Raw genomic sequence first — 22,364 nt, forward strand, 5'->3', positions numbered from 1 at the left:
ACTCAAGTACAGCTTGCGGCTAGCTTCCTAGTTTGCTTTTTGATTTTCATTGAGTATCAGTATATTCTTGCAATAGAAAAAATAAGATTGAGTCCCCCCAACCTTAAATTTTTTCACCATCTTCTTTTTCTTTAGCGATTTGCTCTTTGATTTTCTTTTCTTCTTCTTCTTTGCGGCGTTTTTCTTCTTCGATACGGAGACGAACCGCTTCACGTTTTCCTTCTGGATCTGGGTGAATGGTTACATTTCCTGACTCGATTTCTTCCAAAGCGCGAAGAGTTGATTTTTCAGACTTAAACTCTTGAGTTGCTGGCGCACCGGCTTCTAGTTCGTGGGCGCGTTTTGCTTCCAAGATTACGAGTGAATATTTTGATGGTACCTTGTCTAGCAAGGTATCAATAGAGGGTTTTAACATCATTTGCTTGTACCTATTTCCTATAGTTTATCGAGTAATTGGAGATTTTGGCAACATCTCCTGGTAGTGACCAATGACACGGTCCACACGGAAGTGTTCTGCTTCGATCACACGCTTGACACGTTCAGCAGCGAGGGGCACCTGATCGTTGACAATGGCATAATCATACTCACGCATGAGGGCAATTTCTTCCTTGGCTTTTTCGATTCGTTGGGCAATCACTTCAGCGCTATCTGTTCCACGACCTACCAAGCGGTCTTGCAATTCATCCAAATCTGGTGGCGTTAGAAAGATAAAGACAGCATCTGGAACCTTTTTCTTAACCTGAAGGGCTCCTTGGACTTCAATCTCAAGAAAGACATCGATTCCCTTGTCCAGAGTTTCATTGACATAGGTCAGAGGAGTTCCATAGTAGTTACCGACATATTCTGCATATTCCAACATCTGGCCTTGACGGATCAGCTCTTCAAACTCTTCACGAGTACGGAAGAAATAGTCCACTCCGTCCACTTCACCAGGACGTTGCGCACGCGTCGTCATCGATACAGAGTATTGAAATTGATTCTCAGAACTCTCAAAAATCTCTCTTCTAACCGTTCCTTTCCCAACTCCTGAAGGACCAGAAAAAACGATTAGCAAGCCTCGGTCTGCCATTATGTCTCCTTTAGTTAGTCTGTGAAATAAAGTAAAATTTCTCTCGGATACTGATGATAGCGTCAGTTATCCTTCTACAGTCTTTCTATCTAGTGTAACAAAAAAGCAGTAATTTTTCAACTGCTCTTTCTTATTTATTTAGCATAATCTACTGCACGAAGTTCGCGAATCACGGTTACCTTGATATTTCCTGGGTAATCGAGATTGTTTTCAATTTTCTCACGAACTTTGTGAGCCAAGATTGTGACTTTGTCGTCTTTGATTTGTCCTGGATTAACCATGATACGGATTTCACGTCCTGCTTGAAGGGCGAAGCTATTTTGCACCCCTTCAAAGCCATTGGCGATTTCTTCCAAGTCATGGAGACGCTTGATATAGCTTTCAAGAGATTCACTACGAGCACCCGGACGCGCTGCACTCAAGGCATCTGCTGCAGCAACGATCACTGCAATGACGCTTTCGGCTTCGACATCGCCGTGGTGGCTAGCAATGGTATTCACCACAACTGGGTGTTCCTTGTACTTACGAGCCAACTCTGTACCAATCTCAACGTGGCTACCTTCAACTTCGCGGTCAATAGCTTTTCCGATGTCATGAAGGAATCCAGCACGACGGGCAAGAGCTGCATTTTCACCAAGTTCACTGGCGATGATACCAGATAACTTAGCAACTTCAATCGAATGACGCAAGACATTTTGTCCATATGAAGTACGAAACTGCAAGCGTCCCATGATCTTCATCAAGTCTGGATGAAGGTTTGGCGCACCAATCTCGTAAGCAGCAGCCTCACCATATTCACGGATTTTATTGTCAATCTCTTGACGGTTTTTCTCCACCAACTCCTCGATGCGAGCTGGGTGGATACGGCCATCCTTGAGCAACATTTCCATGGTCATACGAGCAATTTCACGACGAATCGGATCAAATCCTGACAAGGTTACCACTTCTGGTGTATCGTCGATAATCACATCAACCCCTGTCAAACTTTCAAAGGTACGAATATTACGCCCTTCGCGTCCGATAATGCGCCCCTTCATGGTATCATCTGGTAGGTGAACTGTCGAGTTTGTTGACTCTGCTACATAGTCACCAGCGATACGCTGCATAGCCTGAACCAAGATATCTTTCGCAATCTTGTCTGAACGTTCCTTCACTTCTTGCTCAGCCTCACGAATGCGGCTAGCAATTTCCTTGCTCAAGTTTTCCTCTGTTTGAGCCAAGATAATATCTCGAGCCTCAGTTTGGGAAAGGGAGCCGATACGTTCCAGTTCAGCTTCTTTTTGTCTTTCGACTTCCTCTAATTGCTCTTCACGTGCATCAAGGTTTTTTGCTCTATCAGAAATACTTTGTTCTTTTTGTTCAAGTGTTTTTTCTTTGTTCGTCAAATTGTCGTCTTTGCGGTCAAGGCTCGCAGCTCTCTCCGTCAAACGACTTTCAATTTGCTTGAGCTCCTGACGTTCTGACTTAAATTCAGCGTCCACTTCTTCACGGTATTTTCTGGCTTCCTCTTTGGCCTCCAATAGTGCTTCTTTTTTAAGAGACTTGCTTTCGCTCTTGGCTTCATTTAGCAATAAATCCGCTTCGCGCTCAGCTTGTCCTCGTAAATTAGTTGCTTCTTGTTCAGCATTTAGAAGCATCAACTCTGCAGCCTCTTGAGATGATTTCATCTTAGCTGAGATGCTGACATATCCAATGACTAAACCAATGATGACGGTAAAAACAGCAATCGCAAGTGTCATGATTTCCATGTTTTTACCTCATTAAATTTGTTTATCGAATGACATACATTCCTTAATATTCTATCATAAAAAACCGATTTTCACAAACCCAAATTGAAGAGTTTTGTGTGAATTTTAGAAGAAAGTTCTGAAATCACCAAACAAATTTTCTAACTCTTAAAAATGAGATTTTCATTAAAACATACAATAAAAAAGCCTACCTTTCAGTAGACTTAGTTTGATTCTATTCTAATCGGCACTCTGCCGAAATTCTGCTCTGCGATACTTGGCTGTCCTAGTTGGTAAATCTGATCTGCCTTTTGGGTCATGGTATCCCAAGGTTCTTTGCCAATTCGACTGACTAGATGGACCTGCTCTTTCAGTGACTTGAGATGTTGTCTGCCTTTTTCAGTAAAGCCAAGGATATGGATGGCTTCTGGCAAGTCGCTTTCTCTGGCCTGCACCAAGATATAAGTCAAGAGGCGTCTGACACGCGCCTTGGTATAGCGTTTGGTCACAACTGACTCGACCAATTCATCCACAGACTGGGCTGTTTTAATAGCTTCCTTGATGCGCACAGCCATTTCTTGATTGACCTGATAGATGATCGTTAGGTCTGGATTTGACAAAATTTGATAGCGGAGCAAGGGAAAATAGTCATCCCAACTCACCTTATTAGCATTTTCAAAGAGGGCAACAGAAGGCATAAAGCGTTCTAAGAAATCTTGGTCTGATTGATGCTGACGGAGAGCTGTTGCCGAGGCAAAGTCCACTTCCTTGTCCACAGAATGATAACCAGCCCCCTGACGCTGAATCGGATGGAGTTTGATTCTACGTCCCGCAACCCCCTTGGCATAGGCCAAAGCTAGAACATGATTGGGTGTATTGCCTGAAAAATCAAGACCTGCAAATTCCTTCCACATGGCTTGGGTTTTCTGAGGATAGGAAAGGGAATCAGGCAGATTTTCCACAAATTTCTCCATCTCAGTGCCTTGCTCCGTGTATAGGTCAGCAATTTTCTGATAATCCAGAACTTCCTCCGTCCCGAAAGCGAGGGTATCAATGCCCAAGCGAGCTAAGATATCCACAGCTCCTTGGCCAAAGAAATCTGCCGCCTGAACACTGACTAAAAAGGGCAATTCCACTACCAGATCTGCTCCATTTTCCAGCGCCATCTGAGCCCGTGTCCACTTGTCTACGATAGCAGGTTCTCCACGCTGCATGAAATTCCCAGACATGGCAACGATTTTCAGTCCCTCCGCCTGCTCAAGCAAGTATTTGTGCCCATTATGAAAAGGATTGAACTCTGCGATAATACCTGTGATGGTCACGATGTTCTCCTACTTCTGCGCGACAAAAAACCAACGGGTGCTGGTTTCTGTTGGCTCCTTGTCCTCAAAGTCCGCATAGAGTTTGAAAGACTTGAAACCAGCCTGCTCCAGCAAAATATCATAGGTCAAAACTTCATAGGTCCGCTCCTCATGCACTTCATCGTGACGACTAAAGGAACCGTCAGCCTCCTTGATAAAGAAAGTCAACTCATGCACGATGGAGTGAGGAGCTTCGTCCTCATAGGTGTCCCAAAGCATGGCAAAATCTTCCGCATTTTCATGGTAGGAATAGCCAGGGAATACTTCGTCTGTCTGGTAGGTCGAATGCACATCAAAGATGAAAACTCCGTCTTCGTTAAGCGCATTATATACTTCTTTAAAGACGTCTCCTACCTCGACCTCATCCTGCATGTAGCAGATAGAGTCAGAGTAACACGTGACAAAATCATATTGACCTGCCTTGGACAAATCCAGCATATTGCCCTCTATAAAATCAATCTTTTGCTTGGCTGAAGTAGCTCTTTTCTCCGCAATCTTCAGCATATCCGCGCTCAAATCAAGTCCAGTTACATCAAAGCCTGCTTGAGAAAAGCGCACAGACTGGATACCTGTTCCACAAGCCAATTCTAAGAGTTTCTTTCTCTCCTTGGTCTTAGGCAAATGACGCAGCGAAAAATCCGTCCATTTATCATATAAACTATCATCCATCACAGCATCGTAAACAGCCGCAAAGGTTTCATAAGTCGCCATATTCATGATACCAAGTCCGCCCGTAATCGGAATGAAAATTAGGAGCTTGACGATGGAGCCGAGCTCCAAGGAAGGCTATCTATTTTCCGACGATTACAGGACGGGTTCAAATCCTTTCTAAGATACAAAGAGCGTTAAAAGCAAGGAGAAAATAGGAAACTTTCTGCTGTATCGTCAGATACAAAGGAAGTTACTCTTTTTCTCGCAGCTTTTAGCTCGTGTTCAGTTTCGAGATGAACAAAACACGACGCCCTCACCTTTCTATCCATTTTTTTCTAAAATAAGCAAATAAACCCAGTTGACTGCAACTGAGTTCATCTACTAGGCCAAGGCTTCAGAAATATCTACAGAATCCGCCTCATGCCACAGTTTTTCTAGGTTATAGTGGGCACGCATTTCTTCTGAGAAGATATGCACAACGACACCACCGAGGTCTAGCAAAACCCAGCCTCCAGCTGCATCGCCTTCAACATGGCTACCTTTAAAGCCAGCTTCAGCTACTTTTTCACGGATATTATCTGCGATAGCGTCCAACTGACGACTATTCATCGAGCTAGTGATAACAAAGTAGTCCGTCACGCTGGTCAAATTTTGTACATCAAGTGCAAGGATATCCTCCGCACGTTTCTCATCAGCCGCTTTCACGACTAGTTCTAGTAATTCTTTTTCGTTCATTTAGTCCTCTTTCAAATAGTGCACAAAGGCGTTATAGGTTTCAAGGGTTTGGGGATAGATGGGGAATCCCTGATGAGCTAAATGCTCCACAGTTCGTGCCGTTTCGTAAGCCACTGCCTTATTAAGTGACAAACTTGCAATTTCACGCGCCACATCCACTCCTGGAAAGGCACGATTGCGCTCGATATAGTCTGCGACGTAGACAACTTTATCCAGGTCGCTCATCTGACCAGCACCGACTGTATGGATTTCAATAGCTCGCAGGATTTCAGGATCATGCAAATCCAAATCTTCCTGAATCTTGTAAATTCCAACCATCCCATGCCAGACATTATTGCCCCAATTTTTGAGGTCAGGGTCTAGCTGATAACGGTCAATCAAGTCTAGAAATTCCTGATCTGACAACTTTTTAGCATAGTCGTGGAGAAGGCCTGCTAGGCCTGCTTTCTCACTATCTACAGCAAAACGATGAGCCAGTTCTATGGCCGCACGCTCTACACCCAGACAATGGGTTAAGCGTTTTTCAGGCAGAAGCTCTGCCATTTTTTTCAACAAAGCCTCGCGGGAGCAGTTGATATAGTCTTGGTATGCCATCAGTAAAGCCCCTCCTTCTCGATGTAGTCTAGCACTGGCTGAGGTAGGAGAAAGTTAGGTTTCCGACCTTGGGCAATGAAGTCACGCACCATGCTGGACGAGATGTCCATGAGAGGCACATCCACCCAGATAACTGGATAGGAAGTCCCTGCCTTGTAGCGTGGACGCTGAACCCCTACAAACTGAACCATGTCGACCAGCTCATCAATTCGGTACCACTTAGGCAGATAGTCCACCATATCAGCCCCGATAATGAAGTAATAATCCGTATCTGGATGTTGCTCTGTCAAAATCTTCATGGTGTCGTAGGTGTAGGAAATGCCCTTACGCTCTAACTCAATGGTTTCAATGTCCAGACCTTCAATCCCCTCAATCGCCAACTCAAGCATCTTGAGCCGATGGTGCTCGGGAATGGTTTCCTTTTTATCTACATGAGGTGGTTGGTATTCGGGCATAAGCAGGACCTGATCTAGTCCCAACTGTTGTCGTACTTGGTCCGCCACAACAAGATGGGCATTGTGAACAGGGTTAAAATTTCCGCCTAAAATCCCGACTTGTTTGCGTTTTTTCTCCTTGATTTCTGGCTCCAACTCTACCTTGGTAAAGGGAGTCAATAATTCGATTGCCATAGGCTCGTCTTCCTTTAATTCTCTGTAAAAACAGTTGTTTGGAGTAGGTTTTAGATTTCTTTGACTTTCTTGGAAATCTTGCGATTTTCTTTCTTGCTAGATTGTTTATACAAAATCAAGATGCGTCCGATTTTTTGGACTGTATCCACACCGATTTCTTCTTCCAAGATTTCGGCTACTTCGTGGATGTTTTCATCTGTGTTTTGTAAGAGCGTAACTTTAATCAATTCACGGGCGTCAAGGGCTTGACGGACGCTGGTTTTGATTTGGTCGTTGAGTCCATTTTTCCCGATTTGGATGATGGGTTTGAGGGTGTGTGCCTGGCTGTTGAGGAAGGCACGTTGTTTTGATGTTAATGACATATTCTTTCTTCCTTTTTGGATAGTTATTTTAGGTGGTGGGGGACGGTCGGAACTAATTTTCCAAAGAATTCATCTTTGAAAAATGGATTTCCTAACCTCACACTTGAGCCTAGGTCTCAAGTGTGCCCCTTGCCAATCTAACGATTGGCAATCACACCACGGCAATAACTATCTTTTTATGAGCTCACTTTGTTCGCTCAGTGATTTTATTTTAAATAATGGCTTTTCGTGTGACGACGGCGACGCCTTCTGGTGCCCAGACGGCGACCTTGGCGGTGCCTGTTACGCGGATCCAGCCTAGTCCTGAGATGACTAGGTCTGTCTTGTCCTTAATGGTAAAGACATGCTGGACTAGTTTTGGAAAATCTTCTTTTTCCTTGCTATTTGGTGGAGTTAGAAGGGTTCCCAGATGCTTGTCATAAAAGGCACTAGCGCCTTCTAGCTTGGTACGGTGGAGTTTGAGTTCATTGTCAAAGAAGGCTGTGAATCCTTGCTTTTCTCCTGATATGAAGTCAAAGCGTCCAAGACCACCTAAAAACAGAGTTTGCTCAGGGTTAAGCTGATAGGTTTTGGGCTTGATTTCCTTTTTAGGGCTGACATACTTGAGGTTTTTAGCCGTCAAGTAGTGGGCCATCTGGTGGCGGTGGATAATCCCTGGTGTATCGTAGATATAAGATCCGTCGTCAAGCGGTATCTCAATCTTGTCCAAGGTTGTCCCCGGAAAACGCGAAGTCGTGATGACATTTTGGTCACCTGTGATTTCTTGGATAATAGCGTTGATGAGAGTTGACTTTCCAACGTTGGTTACCCCAACTACGTAGACATCGCGGCCCTTACGGTAGTGTTCAATCTTGTCAATGACTTCCTTAATAGCATGCTTATTCTGAGCCGAAGTCAGGACGACATCCACAGGGCGAAGACCTTCTTCGTGGGCACGCTCCATGAGCCATTGGCTAATCTTGCCCGGTTTAACAGACTTGGGCAGGATATCTTTTTTATTTCCAACCAAGAGGACATCATTGCCCGATACAAAGCGTGGTAAGCCTGGAATAACAGAGCCATTGAAGTCAAAGATATCAATGACATTGACTACCAAGGCATCACTGTCTCCCACCTCGTGCAAGAGTTTGAGGAAATCATCGTCAGTCAACTGGACATCTGTGATTTCATTGTAGTGGCGGAGACGGAAACAACGTTGGCAATAAACTTCGCCAGTCTCCAAGCCTTTTTCAAGTGCCGACTGGGGAGTGAAACCAAAACCAGCCTTGTCTGTCGTCTGAATGGTTGCTCCACAACCAATACAGAGAATTTCTTCCATAGTTAAATTCCTTTTTTATATGTAATCGGTCCGTATTTTTCAGTGATTTTGCGCATGACACGGCGCTCGCGAGCCCGGTTGATCTGCGTCTTGATCGAGTCGTGTTGGACCAAGGGTTTGACTAAGATCGAGCGAATGCCTGCACGATGTGCTGCTCGTATATCTGTCATAAGTTGGTCGCCGACCATGACCACTTCATTTTTTTCATAGTGGAATTCCTTCATGGCACGGTCAATTCCAAATGTGAAAGGCTTCAAGGCCCAATAAACGTAATCAATCCCAAATTTCTCAACTGCGCGTTGGACCCGTTTTTTGGTGTTATTTGAGACCACGATGATGCGAATGCCCGCGTCCCGAAGGTCATGTAGCCATTGCTTCATCTCTGGCGTCCCATCAGGGTTGTTCCAAGCAATGAGGGTATTGTCCAAATCGACCAAAACAGCCTTGATTCCCTGCGCTTGCAGGCTTGGGACCGTCAGATCATAAACTGCTTCCACAGCAAAGTCTGGCATATAATTTTCAATCGCCATTCTGGCTCCTTTTCTTTTTAATTTCTAGCAATATTCTTTAAATATTGGGCTAAGACTACCCATAAAATGAGACTAGCTATCAAAATATAAATCCAAGCATTTGGTTCATCTGCAAACGGTAAGGGAACATTCATTCCGAAGAATCCTGTAATAACCGCAAGGATAGCTAGCAAGACTGAGATAATGGTCAAAGTTGTCAAATTATCATTTAGATTATTATTTAGGATGTTGTTGTAAGAGGCTGAGAGTTGTTGCAAAACTTGAGAAATCAAGTCTGTCATCGAAACCAACTGATGCGCTTCAATCATGGCATCGTCAAACTGCTCTCTTTCTACCTCATTAAAATTGCGATAAAGAGCATGCCCTTGAATGTGTTCCAAGAGGAGACGATTTTGTTTGGCAGCTGCTGTCAGGTAAACCATACCAGTTTCCAAGTCAGAGAGGGCAAAAAGATTTTTTTTAGTTGTTTTTTGACGAAGAAGTGCACTGATTTCATCCTTACTTTTATCCATTTCTTCAATAACCGGATAATAAGCATTGCTAATAATCTCTAAACTGGCAAAAAGAAATTTGTAGATTGAAACAATTTCATGGCTTTCAAGGTAGGTTGCCATACGTTTAATCACATAACTATTCTTATGATTGCTAATTGTGATTAGCCGTTGTTTTTCAACGATAAAGGTCATCGGAATCGCTTCATAATATTCTTTGTCTTTTTCCAAGTCAAGAACATTATAAATGAAGGTGACCGTTCCCGTTTCACGGTGATAGTCCATGTGGGCACGCTCATTTCTATCCAGGGCATACTCGATGGTTTCCTTGTCCAAGCCATAGACATCCGAAAGGTCTTCCATGTTTTTAATCTTGTCTACATCAAGGTCTATCCATGTACAATCGTGACCTAATTTTTTCTCTACAAATAGCATACTCTCTCCTTTACCAAACTCCTTCTATTGTACCACAAATCTGCTAAAATAGCCGGCCTATTCAGTACGAGATAGATTGCTGACGACGGTGATATTACGATTGGGAACAAAATGAAGGGCTTGATCGTCACCTCGCAGTTGCGTTGTACGGATTCCTACGCTAACGACCTTTCCAGAAACGGTAATCGGTCCATTTGTGAGAACGACTTCATCACCCACATCAAGCTGGCGTTCAAAAAGAATGAAGAAGCCATTGATGACATCGGATAGAAAGCCTTGCGCCCCCATACCAATGGCCACCCCAGCAATCCCCGCACCGGCAAGGAGGCTCGAAACTGGCAGTCCTAAAATAGACAGGATGCAATAGACCAAGAAGAAATAAAGAATGTAGTTAAAGACATTCTCCAGCAAACGAGAGATGGTCTTTTGTCTGCCTGCATCTCGATTTGAAAATTTAAGTGAGGGCTTAACAATCTTTCGTACAGTCGCATGAAGCATCTTTTTAGCTATATAAAATAGTAAAAACAAAATCAAAAGAGAAATCACCTTGGTCAAGAGATTCTCTAACATGGTTGTTAAATCAAGTTTATCAAAATAGCGTTGAAAAAAATCTTGCATATAAAACTCCTTTTTCCTATTATACCATAAAATCGCCCTTCTCTTTTCTTTCATAATTATTCAATTATCATCTCTATTTTCATAATATCACTTGCCTCTATAGCATATTTATACTATAATTATAAACAATACATTTGAAGGAGACTGCTATGAAACGAATCATTAGAGCCTGGACCAAGGCAAGCCTCATCAAACGAATCCTCATTGGAATGATTTTGGGAGCTACATTGGGGATGCTCTTTCCAAACTTTACAGGAATTGGCCTGCTTGGAGATCTCTTTGTAGGTGGACTGAAAGCCATCGCTCCTATTTTGGTTTTTGCCCTTGTTGCCAATGCCCTTTCCCAACACCAAAAGGGACAAAACACCAATATGAAAACTGTTATTTTCCTATACTTGCTCGGAACCTTTGCTGCTGCATTGGTAGCCGTTCTAGCTAGTTTCTTACTACCTGTGCAAATCACCCTGACCAGTGCAAATACAGAAGTTGCTGCTCCTGACGGTATCGGTCAAGTCCTCAGCAACCTCTTGCTCAAACTGGTGGACAATCCCTTAAATGCCATTGTTGAAGCCAACTATATCGGGATTCTCTCTTGGGCAGTCGTCTTTGGTCTGGCTATGAGAGAGGCAAGTAAACACAGTAAAGAATTACTGAGAACCATGGCAGATGTCACCTCTAAAATCGTGGAATGGATTATCAACCTAGCTCCCTTTGGGATTTTAGGCTTGGTTTTCAAGGCCATCTCTGACAAGGGAATTGCCAGTCTGGCTAACTACGGTGTCCTCCTAGGACTCTTGATTGCTACCATGGCCTTTGTCGCTCTCATCATCAACCCGCTCATCGCCTTTCTCTTTATGAGGAAAAATCCCTATCCCCTTGTTTTGAAATGCCTACGTGTCAGTGGTATTACAGCCTTTTTCACTCGTAGCTCTGCCGCCAATATCCCTGTCAATATGAAACTCTGTCAAGACCTGGGACTGAATCCTGATACCTACTCTGTCTCCATCCCCCTTGGTTCGACCATCAATATGGCTGGCGCTGCTGTTACCATAAATGTCCTGACCCTAGCTGCCGTCAACACACTCGGAATCTCGGTAGACTTTGGGACAGCATTTGTGCTCAGTGTCGTGGCTGCCATTTCTGCCTGCGGGGCCTCTGGAATCGCTGGGGGATCCCTTCTCCTCATTCCTGTCGCTTGTAGCCTCTTTGGGATTTCCAACGACTTGGCTATGCAGGTTGTCGGAGTCGGATTTGTGATTGGAGTCGTTCAAGACTCCTGCGAAACAGCCCTAAACTCTTCGACAGATGTCCTCTTTACAGCGGTTGCCGAGTATGCTACAAACCGAAAACTTCGCCCCTAGTCTCTAACTCCTCGTTAAATACTTGACTCTATTAGTTTAGGAAATTTTCATGTCCCTCACTCAACGCACGACAAAACTGATCTTAGCGACCTGTCTCGCTTGTTTTCTCGCTTATTTTTTAGATTTATCATCAGCAGTTTCAGCTGGAATTATCGCTCTCTTAAGCCTCTCCGACACGCGCAGAAACACGCTGAAGTTGGCTCGTAACCGCCTCTTTTCCATGCTACTAGCGCTCGCTATCGGTGTTCTAGCCTTTCAGCTTACGGGCTTTCACATCTGGAGCCTGGGCCTCTATCTGGCTCTCTATGTCCCTCTTGCTTACAAAATGGGCTGGGAAATCGGCATCACCCCTAGCAGTGTCTTGGTCGGTCATCTCTTGGTACAGGAGTCTACTTCTCCAGCTCTCTTGCTCAATGAAGTGCTCCTCTTTCTCATCGGGACAAGCTTTGCTCTATTGGTCAACCTTTACATGCCCTCTCGCGAGAAAGCCATCCAAAGCTACCATCTTCAGGTCGAAGAAAAGTTAAAAGACATCCTGCTTCGTTTTAAATACTATCTGTCAAGAGGAGACGGGCGCAATCAAGCCCAACTCGTTGACCAATTAGACAAGCTCCTTGATGAAGCCCTCAAACTGGTTTATTTGGATCACTCGGACCATCTCTTTCACCAGACGGACTACCACATCCATTACTTTGAGATGAGACAGCGACAAAGTCGCATCCTGCGAAATATGGCCCAGCAGATCAATACCTGTCATCTGGCCGCAAGTGAGAGTTTGATCTTGGCCCAGCTCTTTTCTAAGATTGCTGCCCAGCTAAGTCAGACCAATCCTGCTCATGACCTACTTGATGACATCGAACGCTATCTGCAAGTCTTCCGCAATCGAAGTCTCCCTAAAACACGTGAGGAGTTTGAGACCCGTGCTACCCTCCTACAGCTACTACGCGAAGCCGAAACCTTCATTCAGGTCAAGGTCAATTTTTATCAGAAATATGGAAACTAGAACGCAAAGAGCCTCAGAGAATTCACAAAAGGTGAACACTTCTGAGGTTTTTGTTTTTCTTTAATTCCAATTATCTTTACTGTACAGAGATTAGTCCAGCCTACCTTATTCTATGCAGAATTTAGAGAGTAATTAGAAAAATCTTTTGCCTAGTGGAGCGCCTAGCCAAGTTCCATAGAAACTTGGCGTTAGTTACTTAGATTGTTACACATTCAAATAAATTTACTGAACTATGACACTGGGGTTTACAAATCAATTTCATTTGTAAAACTCAATTAGTGAGGCAGTTAGGCAGTTCAATTCCTTGCCATTACGACGGAAAAATCCACGAATCGATAATATTCGTGGAGTTTTCCTAGTGAAGCGTTTAGGTAAGCCGCCATGGCGATTACCGTCAAATGACAGCAACTTTATGTTGCTAGTCATTTGTAACGATTTACATCTTTTCCTCCAACTCTACGTCTGGATACTTGTCTGCAAACCAGCGGAGGGCAAAGTCATTCTCAAAGAGGAAGACTGGTTGGTCGAAGCGGTCCTTGGCCAAGATATTGCGGCTTGAGGACATGCGCTCATCCAAGTCCTCAGGCTTGATCCAACGAACGGTCTTTTTACCCATCGGGCTCATGACCACTTCTGCATTGTATTCGCCTTCCATGCGGTGCTTAAAGACTTCAAACTGAAGTTGTCCCACAGCACCCAGCATGTACTCGCCTGTTTGGTAATTCTTGTAAAGCTGAATGGCTCCTTCTTGCACCAATTGCTCAATCCCCTTGTGGAAGGATTTTTGTTTCATGACGTTCTTAGCAGAAACTTTCATGAAAATCTCAGGTGTAAAGGTTGGCAGTGGTTCAAATTCAAACTTATTTTTTCCAACCGTCAAGGTGTCTCCAACCTGATAAGTCCCCGTATCATAAACCCCGATAATATCTCCTGCAACAGCATTGGTCACATTTTCACGACTTTCAGCCATAAACTGAGTCACATTAGATAGTTTGGCAGTCTTACCAGTACGAGGCAAATTGACACTCATCCCTCGCTCAAATTCACCCGATACGATACGGACAAAGGCAATGCGGTCACGGTGACGAGGGTCCATGTTGGCTTGGATTTTAAAGACAAATCCTGAGAAATCCTTGTCATAAGGATCCACAATTTCGCCATCTGTTTTCTTGTGACCATGTGGTTCTGGAGCAAACTTAAGGAAGGTCTCAAGGAAGGTCTGCACCCCAAAGTTAGTGAGGGCTGAACCGAAGAAGACCGGAGTCAGTTCACCCGCTAAAATAGCTTCTTCTGAAAATTCATTTCCTGCTTCTTGCAACAGTTCGATATCGTCCTTAACCTGAGCGTAGAAAGGATTGCTTCCAAAGAGCTTGTCCCCTTCTTCCAGACTGGCAAAACGCTCATCCCCTTTATAGAGCTCCAAGCGTTGGTTATAGAGGTCATACAAGCCTTCAAAGGCTTTTCCCATCCCGATTGGCCAGTTCATTGGATAACTCGCAATGCCAAGGACTTCTTCTAGTTCTTGCAAGAGGTCCAGTGGCTCACGACCGTCACGGTCCAGCTTATTCATAAAGGTAAAGACTGGAATGCCACGGTGCTTCACAACCTCAAACAATTTCTTGGTTTGGGCCTCGATACCCTTGGCAGAGTCCACGACCATGACCGCAGCATCCACTGCCATCAAGGTACGATAGGTATCTTCAGAGAAGTCCTCGTGCCCTGGTGTATCTAGGATATTCACGCGCTTGCCATCGTAGTCAAACTGCATAACAGATGAAGTGACCGAAATCCCACGTTGTTTCTCAATATCCATCCAGTCAGATTTGGCAAAAGTCCCTGTTTTCTTTCCTTTAACCGTACCAGCCTCACGAATCTCGCCCCCAAAGTAGAGCAACTGCTCAGTGATGGTTGTTTTCCCGGCGTCCGGGTGGGAGATGATGGCAAAGGTACGGCGTTTCTTGATTTCTTCTTGAATAGTCATAAGTTCTCTTTCTTTGATTCTCTATTTTTAGTTGTTTCAGTAGCTAAGAATGATGTTTACATTGGATTTTACCATTCCTTTCAACTCTCCATTATAGCGAATTTTGGGGAGTTTTTCAATTGCTCATCCGATGAAAAGACAAGCTAGAGCACAGATTGCACCTGATTTCTCTTTTTCCACCGTTTTTTGAACAAGATATCAAAGAGAACCAGAGCCACCGAAAGGATAACGGACACAAGAAGGTATTTTAACCACAAGGGCGCATCTGGAATAAAAGGTGTCTTGTTTAACAAACCATAATTTCCACCCGTCACCTGATTAACCCCAACTAGAAAGAGATTGAGAATAAAGGTATAGGCTACAATCATATACTTCTTAAGCAAGGTCTTGTCATAGTGATTCATCAAATAAACCAAGGAATTCACTAGAAGGGCATAGTGCCCAATCAAAAATGAAAAACTGGTGATATGGGGGAAATCATAGGGGTCAAAAACAGGGTAAACCAAAGCAAAGACCGCTCCACTTGCTCCTAAGAGGGCAAAATACTGCTTGCTCCGCCATTTATCCGGCAAGAAAACCACCGCAAACATAGCCAAACGGCAATGGTAAAATGGAAGGCTATTAGAAAATGGAATCCCAAAGCCAACATACCAGCTATATAGGGCTAGTAACTGGAGGATCTGAATCCCCTTAAACAAGCGGACAAATTTCGGATTTTTGTGATAAGCAAGTGCTCCATAAATACAAAGCACTAAAGTAAGCATCATGATCCCATACCAAAAGAGGGAAATGGGAGGAGGAACCGTCTGAGATCTGGTGATAAATTGATGGAACATATTTCTATCCTAACTTTTATTTTTTCTATTCTCTAGTTTAACCATTATAGCGAATTAAAAGCGATTTTTCAATTTCTATTTCTTTTCAGTTTGGCTCCCTTATTTATAGGAAAATATGGTAAAATAGAACAGACTAAAAATCATCATTTCACGAAAGGATGCAAGATGAAAATTACGCAAGAAGAGGTAACACACGTTGCCAATCTTTCAAAATTAAGATTCTCTGAAGAAGAAACTGCTGCCTTTGCGACAACCTTGTCTAAAATTGTTGACATGGTTGAATTGCTGGGCGAAGTCGACACAACTGGTGTCGCACCTACTACAACCATGGCTGACCGCAAGACCGTACTCCGCCCTGATGTGGCCGAAGAAGGAACAGACCGTGACCGCCTGTTTAAAAACGTACCTGAAAAAGAAAACTACTATATTAAGGTACCAGCTATCCTAGATGATGGAGGAGATGCCTAATGACTTTTAATAACAAAACGATTGAAGACTTGCACAACCTCCTTGTATCTAAGGAGATTTCAGCTACTGAATTGACACAAGCCACGCTTGAAGATATCAAGTCTCGCGAGAAAGCTATCAATGCTTTTGTCACTATCGCTGAAGAACAAGCCCTTGCTCAAGCTAAAGCCGTTGATGAAGCTGGAATTGACGCGGATAATGTCCTTTCAGGAATTCCACTGGCTGTTAAGGATAATATCTCTACCGATGGTATCCTTACAACTGCTGCCTCAAAAATGCTCTACAACTACGAGCCTATCTTTGATGCGACAGCCGTTGCCAATGCCAAGGCTAAGGGTATGATTGTTGTCGGAAAAACCAACATGGACGAGTTTGCCATGGGTGGATCAGGTGAGACTTCCCACTATGGTGCGACTAAAAATGCTTGGGACCACAGCAAAGTTCCTGGTGGATCATCAAGTGGTTCTGCGGCTTCTGTAGCTTCAGGACAAGTTCGCTTGTCTCTTGGATCTGATACTGGTGGTTCTATCCGCCAACCTGCTGCCTTCAACGGGATCGTTGGTCTCAAGCCAACCTACGGAACGGTTTCTCGATTCGGTCTCATTGCCTTCGGTAGCTCATTAGACCAGATTGGACCTTTTGCACCAACCGTTAAGGAAAATGCCCTCTTGCTCAACGCTATTGCCAGCGAAGATGCCAAAGACTCTACTTCTGCCCCTGTCCGCATTGCCGACTTTACTTCAAAAATTGGTCAAGACATCAAGGGAATGAAAATTGCTTTGCCTAAGGAATACCTTGGTGAAGGGATTGACCCAGAGGTTAAGGAAACCATTCTGAATGCCGCTAAACACTTTGAAAAACTTGGTGCCATCGTCGAAGAAGTCAGCCTTCCTCACTCTAAATACGGTGTTGCCGTTTACTACATCATCGCTTCATCAGAAGCCTCATCAAACTTGCAACGCTTTGACGGTATCCGTTATGGCTACCGCGCAGAGAATGCGACTAATCTTGATGAAATCTATGTAAACAGCCGTAGCCAAGGTTTCGGTGAAGAAGTGAAACGCCGTATCATGCTTGGAACATTTAGCCTTTCATCAGGTTACTACGATGCCTACTATAAGAAAGCTGGTCAGGTCCGTACCCTCATCATCCAAGATTTCGAAAACGTCTTTGCGGATTACGACTTGATTTTGGGACCAACTGCTCCAAGCGTTGCCTATGACTTGGATTCCCTCAACCATGACCCCGTTGCCATGTACTTGGCTGACCTTTTGACCATCCCAGTCAACTTAGCAGGTCTCCCAGGAATTTCAATTCCTGCTGGATTCTCTCAAGGTCTCCCAGTCGGTCTCCAATTGATTGGTCCTAAATACTCTGAGGAAACCATTTACCAAGCTGCTGCTGTTTTTGAAGCAACAACAGACTACCACAAACAACAACCCGTGATTTTTGGAGGTGATAACTAATGAACTTTGAAACAGTCATTGGACTTGAAGTCCACGTAGAGCTCAACACCAATTCAAAAATCTTCTCACCTACTTCTGCCCACTTTGGAAATGACCAAAATGCCAACACTAACGTGATTGACTGGTCCTTCCCAGGAGTTCTGCCAGTTCTCAATAAAGGGGTTGTCGATGCTGGTATCAAGGCGGCTCTTGCCCTCAACATGGACATCCACAAAAAGATGCACTTTGACCGCAAGAACTACTTCTATCCTGATAATCCAAAAGCCTACCAAATTTCCCAGTTTGATGAGCCAATCGGCTACAACGGCTGGATTGAAGTGGAACTAGAAGACGGTACGACTAAGAAAATCGGTATCGAACGTGCTCACCTAGAGGAAGATGCTGGTAAAAACACCCACGGTACAGATGGCTACTCCTATGTTGACCTCAACCGCCAGGGGGTGCCATTGATTGAGATTGTATCTGAAGCGGACATGCGTTCCCCTGAAGAAGCCTATGCTTATCTAACTGCTCTCAAGGAAGTTATCCAGTACGCTGGCATTTCTGATGTTAAGATGGAAGAAGGTTCCATGCGCGTGGATGCCAACATCTCGCTTCGTCCTTATGGACAAGAGAAATTCGGTACCAAGACTGAGTTGAAAAACCTCAACTCCTTCTCAAATGTTCGTAAAGGTCTTGAATACGAAGTCCAACGCCAAGCTGAAATCCTGCGCTCAGGTGGTCAAATTCGCCAAGAAACACGCCGTTACGACGAAGCTAACAAGGCAACCATCCTCATGCGTGTCAAGGAAGGCGCTGCTGACTACCGCTACTTCCCAGAACCAGACCTACCACTCTTTGAAATCTCAGACGAGTGGATTGAGGAAATGCGCACAGAATTGCCAGAGTTTCCAAAAGAACGCCGTGCGCGCTACGTATCTGATCTTGGCTTGTCAGACTACGATGCTAGCCAGTTGACTGCAAACAAAGTCACTTCTGACTTCTTTGAAAAAGCTGTTGCCCTCGGTGGCGATGCCAAACAAGTCTCTAACTGGCTCCAAGGTGAAGTCGCTCAGTTCTTGAACGCCGAAGGTAAAACACTGGAACAAATCGAATTAACACCAGAAAACTTGGTAGAAATGATTGCCATCATCGAAGACGGCACGATCTCTTCTAAGATTGCCAAGAAAGTCTTTGTCCACCTGGCTAAAAATGGCGGTGGCGCGCGTGAATACGTGGAAAAAGCAGGCTTGGTGCAAATCTCTGATCCAGATGTCTTGATCCCAATCATCCACCAAGTCTTTGCGAATAACGAAGCTGCAGTTGCCGACTTCAAGTCAGGTAAACGAAACGCAGACAAGGCCTTCACAGGATTCCTTATGAAAGCAACCAAAGGCCAAGCCAATCCACAAGTTGCCCTTAAACTCCTTGCACAGGAATTGGCGAAGTTGAAAGAAAGTGAGTAATTTACTCTTTATACACTTTTTTCTACTTTTAAGACGAGAATGAGACAAGGAGAATAAATGAACAAATTTTTACGATTGCTATTTGTCTTAGTCATCATTGCTATCTTAGGCGCTTCTATACTACAAATTTTCTTTCCATCGTACATGGGAAGCCACTCCGGGTACGGAATATCTGCTGGTTGGCAACGAGAAATTGGAATATGGAATTTAGCTGTATTGATTATTATTCTCGCTGTCAATATTAAATACGATTGGTTCTATCTACGAATCGTGCTTCTTGCTCTCATTATTGGCGGAATTGGAATAGGAACAAATCACTTACTCAATTATATGGAGTATCACTCTCCTGTAAATGCTAGCGGTGCTTTTGAAAATTACTTGCTAGCAATAGGGTGGATTGTGGGATGGCTCATCGAGCGCCATTCCATAAAGAAGCTAAACGCTAGTAAATAACGCCTATATATCTTAGATTATTTTAAAGGTTATTAATAGTTTAATAATCATTCGAATTCAGAATTCTACCTTTTCAATCATATAGTTAGGAGACACATGAAAAAGTTTTATGCTTTTTTAATGACCTGTTTATTACTTGTTTTTCTATCCGTGCCTCAAATCGTTGATGCGGGTGTCGGACATTCCAGAAGTGGAGGGAGCAGCCGCAGTAGCTCCAGAAGTAGCAGCCGCTCAAGTGGAGGTGGAAGTCGTTCTGGTGGCTCATCCTACCACTACTACCGCTCTGGATATGGATCATCCTCTGACAGTTCTGCTAGCTCTCCCTACCTAGGATTTATGTTCATATTAGTCGGAGGAATCATACTAGTTGTTATCGTCAAATCCTTGCAGAATAAATCTGGAGATTCGAGTTCAACCTATACTAGTAATGATTATCAAACGCTCCACCATCGAGTTGAGCACAACACACTGGCCATTAGTCGTGTGACATACGGGGACCCAAACTTTGACGCGGAAGCCTTCACATCTTGGGTTAAGGAAGTCTACCTTAAATTGCAGGTTGCCTGGACTGAAAAAAATTGGAACTCTGTCCGCGCTTTGGAAAGCACCAGTCTCTATTCTCAACATAGTACCCAACTTGAGGACCATATTCGAGCTAAAACAACTAATGTTTTAGAAAAAGTTTGTATCGAAAATGTTCGCATCAAGGAGTTCATTGAAAATCCTGACGGAAACGATACCTTAGTGGTGATTCTGTCATCTACCTTGCGGGACTATGTCATTGACGATGAGACTCGTCGTGTCCTTGAAGGAGATCCTAAAAAAGATCTCTTCACCGTGTATCAATTGAACTTTATCCGTCAACATGGTAGCCAAACGCAAGCAGTCAATCCAGACGAAGTTGTGAGCGACCACTGTCCAAACTGTGGCGCCCCTTTGAAAATCTCTGCAGTTAGCGAGTGCGACTACTGTGGTGCCAATCTCTCTCGCAGTCCAAACCAATGGGTACTGGATACCTATGATGTTGTGGATGAAGACGAGCTTTATAATTAGGAGGAATTATGGGATTTATACGTGCAGCCTTATCAGCAGGCTTAAATAGTTTTAATGATAGTAAATTCAAGGAAGCCATTGTCCTTCCAGATAATGTCTCTGGCGACGCCTTGGCCGTCAAGGGGCAATTACTCACTAAAGACCCAGATGGACGTTCTCGTCACAGCAATCAAAATACAGGCCTCTTGTCAGATGGCAGTGTGGTTATCGTTCCTCAAGGTTATACCGCTGTTTTGGTAAACAACGGTACCTTCCTTGGTGAGGTCCTCGAAGCTGGTAGCCACGAATGGCAAGCTGGTGATAAAGCCTGGCTCCTTGAAAAAGGTGGTTTAAAGGGCACTTGGGAAAACTTTAAAAACCGTTTCTCTTTCGGTGGACAAGTCATCACTCAACAAGAAATTATCTTTATCCGCATGCAACCCATCGCGGGCAATAAGTTCGGCACACAAAATGCGGTCGAATACTTCAGCGAACGTTACCAACAACTGCTCAACATCCGTTTCTATGGCTTGTTTGATGTAAAAATAGCTGATCCAGTCCTCTTCTACGTGAGTTCTGTTAGCCGTCAAATTACTGACGGACAGCCATTCACTCTCCAGGATGTAGCTCAAGGAACGCTCCGTCAAAATATTGCACCGAAAATTGCGATTGCCATTGCCAAATACACCAACGAAAACAAGGTTGATATCTATAGCCTCAATGCTAATCAAGATACCTTTAACGAACTCGCTAAACAAGAGGTCAACAAGGTTTGGGCAGGCCTCTACGGGATTGAAGCAACTAACATCTTGCTTGAAGACCTCAGCTACGACCAAGAAAGTCTTGATATCGTTCGCAAGCTTGATAGTGAGCTCGTGGCAATGAAGTACAACACGATTGAAATTGAAGAACGCCGTGCTCGCAACGAAGCGCTTATTGCTGCAGCTGCCAATGAAGGGAATGGCAATGGGATGAACATGTTTATGGGCATGAATCTTGGCCAAACTCTCGGTGGTCAACTAAGCCAACAAGTCCAAAATCAAGCACCGGCTCAAAACACTGGGCAAACTGCCAGCAAGAATTTTTACATCGAAGTCGATGGAAAATACGTCCTCGTTACTAAAGACGAGGATGGAAATATCGTACCAGTCAACTAATTAAGCTCCTTCTGACATTTGAGTAATGTTGTCTTTTATGGTACAATAAAGAGTAAATTATTTATTAAAGAGGTAAAAACATGATTGAAGCAAGCAAATTGAAAGCTGGTATGACATTTGAAACTGCAGACGGAAAATTGATCCGCGTTTTGGAAGCTAGCCACCACAAACCAGGTAAAGGAAACACGATCATGCGTATGAAATTGCGTGATGTCCGTACTGGTTCTACATTTGACACAAGCTACCGTCCAGAGGAAAAATTTGAACAAGCCATCATCGAGACTGTCCCAGCTCAATACTTGTACAAAATGGATGACACAGCCTACTTCATGAACACAGAAACTTACGACCAATACGAAATCCCTGTAGTCAACGTTGAAAACGAATTGCTTTACATCCTTGAAAACTCTGATGTGAAGATCCAATTTTACGGAACTGAAGTGATTGGTGTCACTGTTCCTACTACTGTCGAATTGACAGTTGCAGAAACTCAGCCATCTATCAAAGGTGCTACTGTTACAGGTTCTGGTAAACCAGCAACGATGGAAACTGGACTTGTCGTAAACGTTCCAGACTTCATCGAAGCAGGACAAAAACTCGTTATCAACACTGCAGAAGGAACTTACGTTTCTCGTGCCTAAT

The 22,364-nt window shown here is 43.9% G+C and carries 24 protein-coding genes; 9 read left to right on the plus strand and 15 right to left on the minus strand.

The features are described 5' to 3' along the window. Positions 1–103: 103 nt before the first annotated feature. The 13 genes from rpoZ to NMM25_RS06240 all read right to left on the minus strand — a co-directional run bounded on the left by rpoZ (position 104) and on the right by NMM25_RS06240 (position 10,520). On the minus strand, positions 104–418 hold the full coding sequence (gene rpoZ, locus NMM25_RS06180; protein ID WP_002874282.1) for a DNA-directed RNA polymerase subunit omega: 315 nt from the start codon (positions 416–418) through the stop codon (positions 104–106). A gap of 24 nt (positions 419–442) precedes the next feature. Then, positions 443–1,069 (minus strand): guanylate kinase, encoded by a 627-nt coding sequence (gene gmk, locus NMM25_RS06185; protein WP_254733796.1) that lies wholly within the window; start codon positions 1,067–1,069, stop codon positions 443–445. 134 nt (positions 1,070–1,203) lie between these two features. Continuing rightward, on the minus strand, positions 1,204–2,817 hold the full coding sequence (locus tag NMM25_RS06190; RefSeq protein WP_254736280.1) for a ribonuclease Y: 1,614 nt from the start codon (positions 2,815–2,817) through the stop codon (positions 1,204–1,206). Between the two features lie 203 nt (positions 2,818–3,020). Next, positions 3,021–4,118 (minus strand): nucleotidyltransferase, encoded by a 1,098-nt coding sequence (locus NMM25_RS06195; protein WP_254736281.1) that lies wholly within the window; start codon positions 4,116–4,118, stop codon positions 3,021–3,023. Between the two features lie 9 nt (positions 4,119–4,127). Continuing rightward, the gene (locus NMM25_RS06200; protein WP_000257060.1) at positions 4,128–4,868 is read right to left on the minus strand and encodes a class I SAM-dependent methyltransferase; all 741 of its coding nucleotides are present in this window, start codon (positions 4,866–4,868) and stop codon (positions 4,128–4,130) included. 321 nt (positions 4,869–5,189) lie between these two features. Then, the gene (gene rsfS, locus NMM25_RS06205; RefSeq protein ID WP_095726224.1) at positions 5,190–5,543 is read right to left on the minus strand and encodes a ribosome silencing factor; all 354 of its coding nucleotides are present in this window, start codon (positions 5,541–5,543) and stop codon (positions 5,190–5,192) included. Further along, a complete protein-coding gene (gene yqeK, locus NMM25_RS06210; protein WP_254736283.1) occupies positions 5,544–6,137 on the minus strand; it encodes a bis(5'-nucleosyl)-tetraphosphatase (symmetrical) YqeK in 594 nt (197 codons plus the stop codon). Further along, positions 6,137–6,766: a nicotinate-nucleotide adenylyltransferase gene (locus NMM25_RS06215; protein ID WP_000963715.1), complete on the minus strand. Its 630-nt coding sequence runs from the start codon at positions 6,764–6,766 to the stop codon at positions 6,137–6,139. Before NMM25_RS06215 ends, yqeK begins: the two co-directional genes overlap by 1 nt. A gap of 50 nt (positions 6,767–6,816) precedes the next feature. After that, complete coding sequence (gene yhbY, locus NMM25_RS06220; RefSeq protein ID WP_000060171.1) at positions 6,817–7,128, minus strand: ribosome assembly RNA-binding protein YhbY; 312 nt, start codon at positions 7,126–7,128, stop codon at positions 6,817–6,819. Between the two features lie 211 nt (positions 7,129–7,339). After that, complete coding sequence (yqeH, locus tag NMM25_RS06225; RefSeq protein ID WP_254736284.1) at positions 7,340–8,446, minus strand: ribosome biogenesis GTPase YqeH; 1,107 nt, start codon at positions 8,444–8,446, stop codon at positions 7,340–7,342. Between the two features lie 2 nt (positions 8,447–8,448). Further along, positions 8,449–8,976 (minus strand): YqeG family HAD IIIA-type phosphatase, encoded by a 528-nt coding sequence (locus NMM25_RS06230; protein WP_000963744.1) that lies wholly within the window; start codon positions 8,974–8,976, stop codon positions 8,449–8,451. 17 nt (positions 8,977–8,993) lie between these two features. Next, positions 8,994–9,902 (minus strand): magnesium transporter CorA family protein, encoded by a 909-nt coding sequence (locus NMM25_RS06235; RefSeq protein ID WP_254736285.1) that lies wholly within the window; start codon positions 9,900–9,902, stop codon positions 8,994–8,996. A 57-nt stretch (positions 9,903–9,959) separates the two neighbouring features. After that, the gene (locus NMM25_RS06240; protein WP_247940618.1) at positions 9,960–10,520 is read right to left on the minus strand and encodes a mechanosensitive ion channel family protein; all 561 of its coding nucleotides are present in this window, start codon (positions 10,518–10,520) and stop codon (positions 9,960–9,962) included. 149 nt (positions 10,521–10,669) lie between these two features. Here NMM25_RS06240 and sstT point away from each other — a divergent pair, with 149 nt between their 5' ends. Further along, a complete protein-coding gene (gene sstT / locus NMM25_RS06245) occupies positions 10,670–11,881 on the plus strand; it encodes a serine/threonine transporter SstT (RefSeq protein ID WP_254736288.1) in 1,212 nt (403 codons plus the stop codon). Positions 11,882–11,930: 49 nt separating this feature from the next. Next, on the plus strand, positions 11,931–12,884 hold the full coding sequence (locus tag NMM25_RS06250; protein ID WP_254736289.1) for an aromatic acid exporter family protein: 954 nt from the start codon (positions 11,931–11,933) through the stop codon (positions 12,882–12,884). 436 nt (positions 12,885–13,320) lie between these two features. On the opposite strand, the gene NMM25_RS06255 is transcribed toward NMM25_RS06250, so the two are convergent. Both NMM25_RS06255 and NMM25_RS06260 read right to left on the minus strand, forming a co-directional pair. After that, positions 13,321–14,865 carry a peptide chain release factor 3 gene (locus NMM25_RS06255; protein WP_000155105.1) on the minus strand — a complete coding sequence of 515 codons (1,545 nt, stop codon included), beginning with the start codon at positions 14,863–14,865 and terminating at the stop codon, positions 13,321–13,323. Positions 14,866–15,008: 143 nt separating this feature from the next. After that, entirely contained in the window at positions 15,009–15,701 is a 693-nt protein-coding gene (locus tag NMM25_RS06260) for a TIGR02206 family membrane protein (RefSeq protein ID WP_254736290.1), read from the minus strand. A 165-nt stretch (positions 15,702–15,866) separates the two neighbouring features. On the opposite strand from NMM25_RS06260, the gene gatC reads away from it, so the two are divergent. The 7 genes from gatC (at position 15,867) to efp (ending at position 22,363) form a co-directional block, all read left to right on the plus strand. Continuing rightward, positions 15,867–16,169 (plus strand): Asp-tRNA(Asn)/Glu-tRNA(Gln) amidotransferase subunit GatC, encoded by a 303-nt coding sequence (gene gatC, locus NMM25_RS06265; RefSeq protein ID WP_000705420.1) that lies wholly within the window; start codon positions 15,867–15,869, stop codon positions 16,167–16,169. Continuing rightward, the gene (gene gatA, locus NMM25_RS06270) at positions 16,169–17,635 is read left to right on the plus strand and encodes an Asp-tRNA(Asn)/Glu-tRNA(Gln) amidotransferase subunit GatA (protein WP_254736292.1); all 1,467 of its coding nucleotides are present in this window, start codon (positions 16,169–16,171) and stop codon (positions 17,633–17,635) included. Before gatC ends, gatA begins: the two co-directional genes overlap by 1 nt. Next, complete coding sequence (gatB, locus tag NMM25_RS06275) at positions 17,635–19,080, plus strand: Asp-tRNA(Asn)/Glu-tRNA(Gln) amidotransferase subunit GatB (protein ID WP_254736293.1); 1,446 nt, start codon at positions 17,635–17,637, stop codon at positions 19,078–19,080. Before gatA ends, gatB begins: the two co-directional genes overlap by 1 nt. A gap of 57 nt (positions 19,081–19,137) precedes the next feature. Continuing rightward, complete coding sequence (locus NMM25_RS06280) at positions 19,138–19,533, plus strand: hypothetical protein (RefSeq protein ID WP_254736294.1); 396 nt, start codon at positions 19,138–19,140, stop codon at positions 19,531–19,533. Between the two features lie 96 nt (positions 19,534–19,629). Next, positions 19,630–20,586: a zinc-ribbon domain-containing transport protein gene (locus tag NMM25_RS06285; RefSeq protein WP_254736296.1), complete on the plus strand. Its 957-nt coding sequence runs from the start codon at positions 19,630–19,632 to the stop codon at positions 20,584–20,586. 8 nt (positions 20,587–20,594) lie between these two features. Beyond that, on the plus strand, positions 20,595–21,722 hold the full coding sequence (locus tag NMM25_RS06290) for an SPFH domain-containing protein (RefSeq protein WP_254736297.1): 1,128 nt from the start codon (positions 20,595–20,597) through the stop codon (positions 21,720–21,722). A gap of 80 nt (positions 21,723–21,802) precedes the next feature. Further along, positions 21,803–22,363 carry an elongation factor P gene (gene efp, locus NMM25_RS06295; RefSeq protein WP_000568640.1) on the plus strand — a complete coding sequence of 187 codons (561 nt, stop codon included), beginning with the start codon at positions 21,803–21,805 and terminating at the stop codon, positions 22,361–22,363. The last annotated feature ends 1 nt before the right edge of the window (position 22,364 follow it).

It is taken from the genome of Streptococcus sp. CF10-1, from assembly GCF_024295825.1.
Lineage (GTDB): Bacteria > Bacillota > Bacilli > Lactobacillales > Streptococcaceae > Streptococcus.

Excerpts from the sequence above, each read along its gene's own strand:
- rpoZ (WP_002874282.1), bottom strand. The coding sequence starts at position 418 with ATGATGTTAAAACCCTCTATTGATACCTTGCTAGACAAGGTACCATCA.
- gmk (WP_254733796.1), bottom strand. The coding sequence starts at position 1,069 with ATGGCAGACCGAGGCTTGCTAATCGTTTTTTCTGGTCCTTCAGGAGTT.
- NMM25_RS06190 (WP_254736280.1), bottom strand. The coding sequence starts at position 2,817 with ATGGAAATCATGACACTTGCGATTGCTGTTTTTACCGTCATCATTGGT.
- NMM25_RS06200 (WP_000257060.1), bottom strand. The coding sequence starts at position 4,868 with ATGGCGACTTATGAAACCTTTGCGGCTGTTTACGATGCTGTGATGGAT.
- rsfS (WP_095726224.1), bottom strand. The coding sequence starts at position 5,543 with ATGAACGAAAAAGAATTACTAGAACTAGTCGTGAAAGCGGCTGATGAG.
- yqeK (WP_254736283.1), bottom strand. The coding sequence starts at position 6,137 with ATGGCATACCAAGACTATATCAACTGCTCCCGCGAGGCTTTGTTGAAA.
- NMM25_RS06215 (WP_000963715.1), bottom strand. The coding sequence starts at position 6,766 with ATGGCAATCGAATTATTGACTCCCTTTACCAAGGTAGAGTTGGAGCCA.
- yhbY (WP_000060171.1), bottom strand. The coding sequence starts at position 7,128 with ATGTCATTAACATCAAAACAACGTGCCTTCCTCAACAGCCAGGCACAC.
- yqeH (WP_254736284.1), bottom strand. The coding sequence starts at position 8,446 with ATGGAAGAAATTCTCTGTATTGGTTGTGGAGCAACCATTCAGACGACA.
- NMM25_RS06230 (WP_000963744.1), bottom strand. The coding sequence starts at position 8,976 with ATGGCGATTGAAAATTATATGCCAGACTTTGCTGTGGAAGCAGTTTAT.
- NMM25_RS06235 (WP_254736285.1), bottom strand. The coding sequence starts at position 9,902 with ATGCTATTTGTAGAGAAAAAATTAGGTCACGATTGTACATGGATAGAC.
- NMM25_RS06240 (WP_247940618.1), bottom strand. The coding sequence starts at position 10,520 with ATGCAAGATTTTTTTCAACGCTATTTTGATAAACTTGATTTAACAACC.
- sstT (WP_254736288.1), top strand. The coding sequence starts at position 10,670 with ATGAAACGAATCATTAGAGCCTGGACCAAGGCAAGCCTCATCAAACGA.
- NMM25_RS06250 (WP_254736289.1), top strand. The coding sequence starts at position 11,931 with ATGTCCCTCACTCAACGCACGACAAAACTGATCTTAGCGACCTGTCTC.
- NMM25_RS06255 (WP_000155105.1), bottom strand. The coding sequence starts at position 14,865 with ATGACTATTCAAGAAGAAATCAAGAAACGCCGTACCTTTGCCATCATC.
- NMM25_RS06260 (WP_254736290.1), bottom strand. The coding sequence starts at position 15,701 with ATGTTCCATCAATTTATCACCAGATCTCAGACGGTTCCTCCTCCCATT.
- gatC (WP_000705420.1), top strand. The coding sequence starts at position 15,867 with ATGAAAATTACGCAAGAAGAGGTAACACACGTTGCCAATCTTTCAAAA.
- gatA (WP_254736292.1), top strand. The coding sequence starts at position 16,169 with ATGACTTTTAATAACAAAACGATTGAAGACTTGCACAACCTCCTTGTA.
- gatB (WP_254736293.1), top strand. The coding sequence starts at position 17,635 with ATGAACTTTGAAACAGTCATTGGACTTGAAGTCCACGTAGAGCTCAAC.
- NMM25_RS06280 (WP_254736294.1), top strand. The coding sequence starts at position 19,138 with ATGAACAAATTTTTACGATTGCTATTTGTCTTAGTCATCATTGCTATC.
- NMM25_RS06285 (WP_254736296.1), top strand. The coding sequence starts at position 19,630 with ATGAAAAAGTTTTATGCTTTTTTAATGACCTGTTTATTACTTGTTTTT.
- NMM25_RS06290 (WP_254736297.1), top strand. The coding sequence starts at position 20,595 with ATGGGATTTATACGTGCAGCCTTATCAGCAGGCTTAAATAGTTTTAAT.
- efp (WP_000568640.1), top strand. The coding sequence starts at position 21,803 with ATGATTGAAGCAAGCAAATTGAAAGCTGGTATGACATTTGAAACTGCA.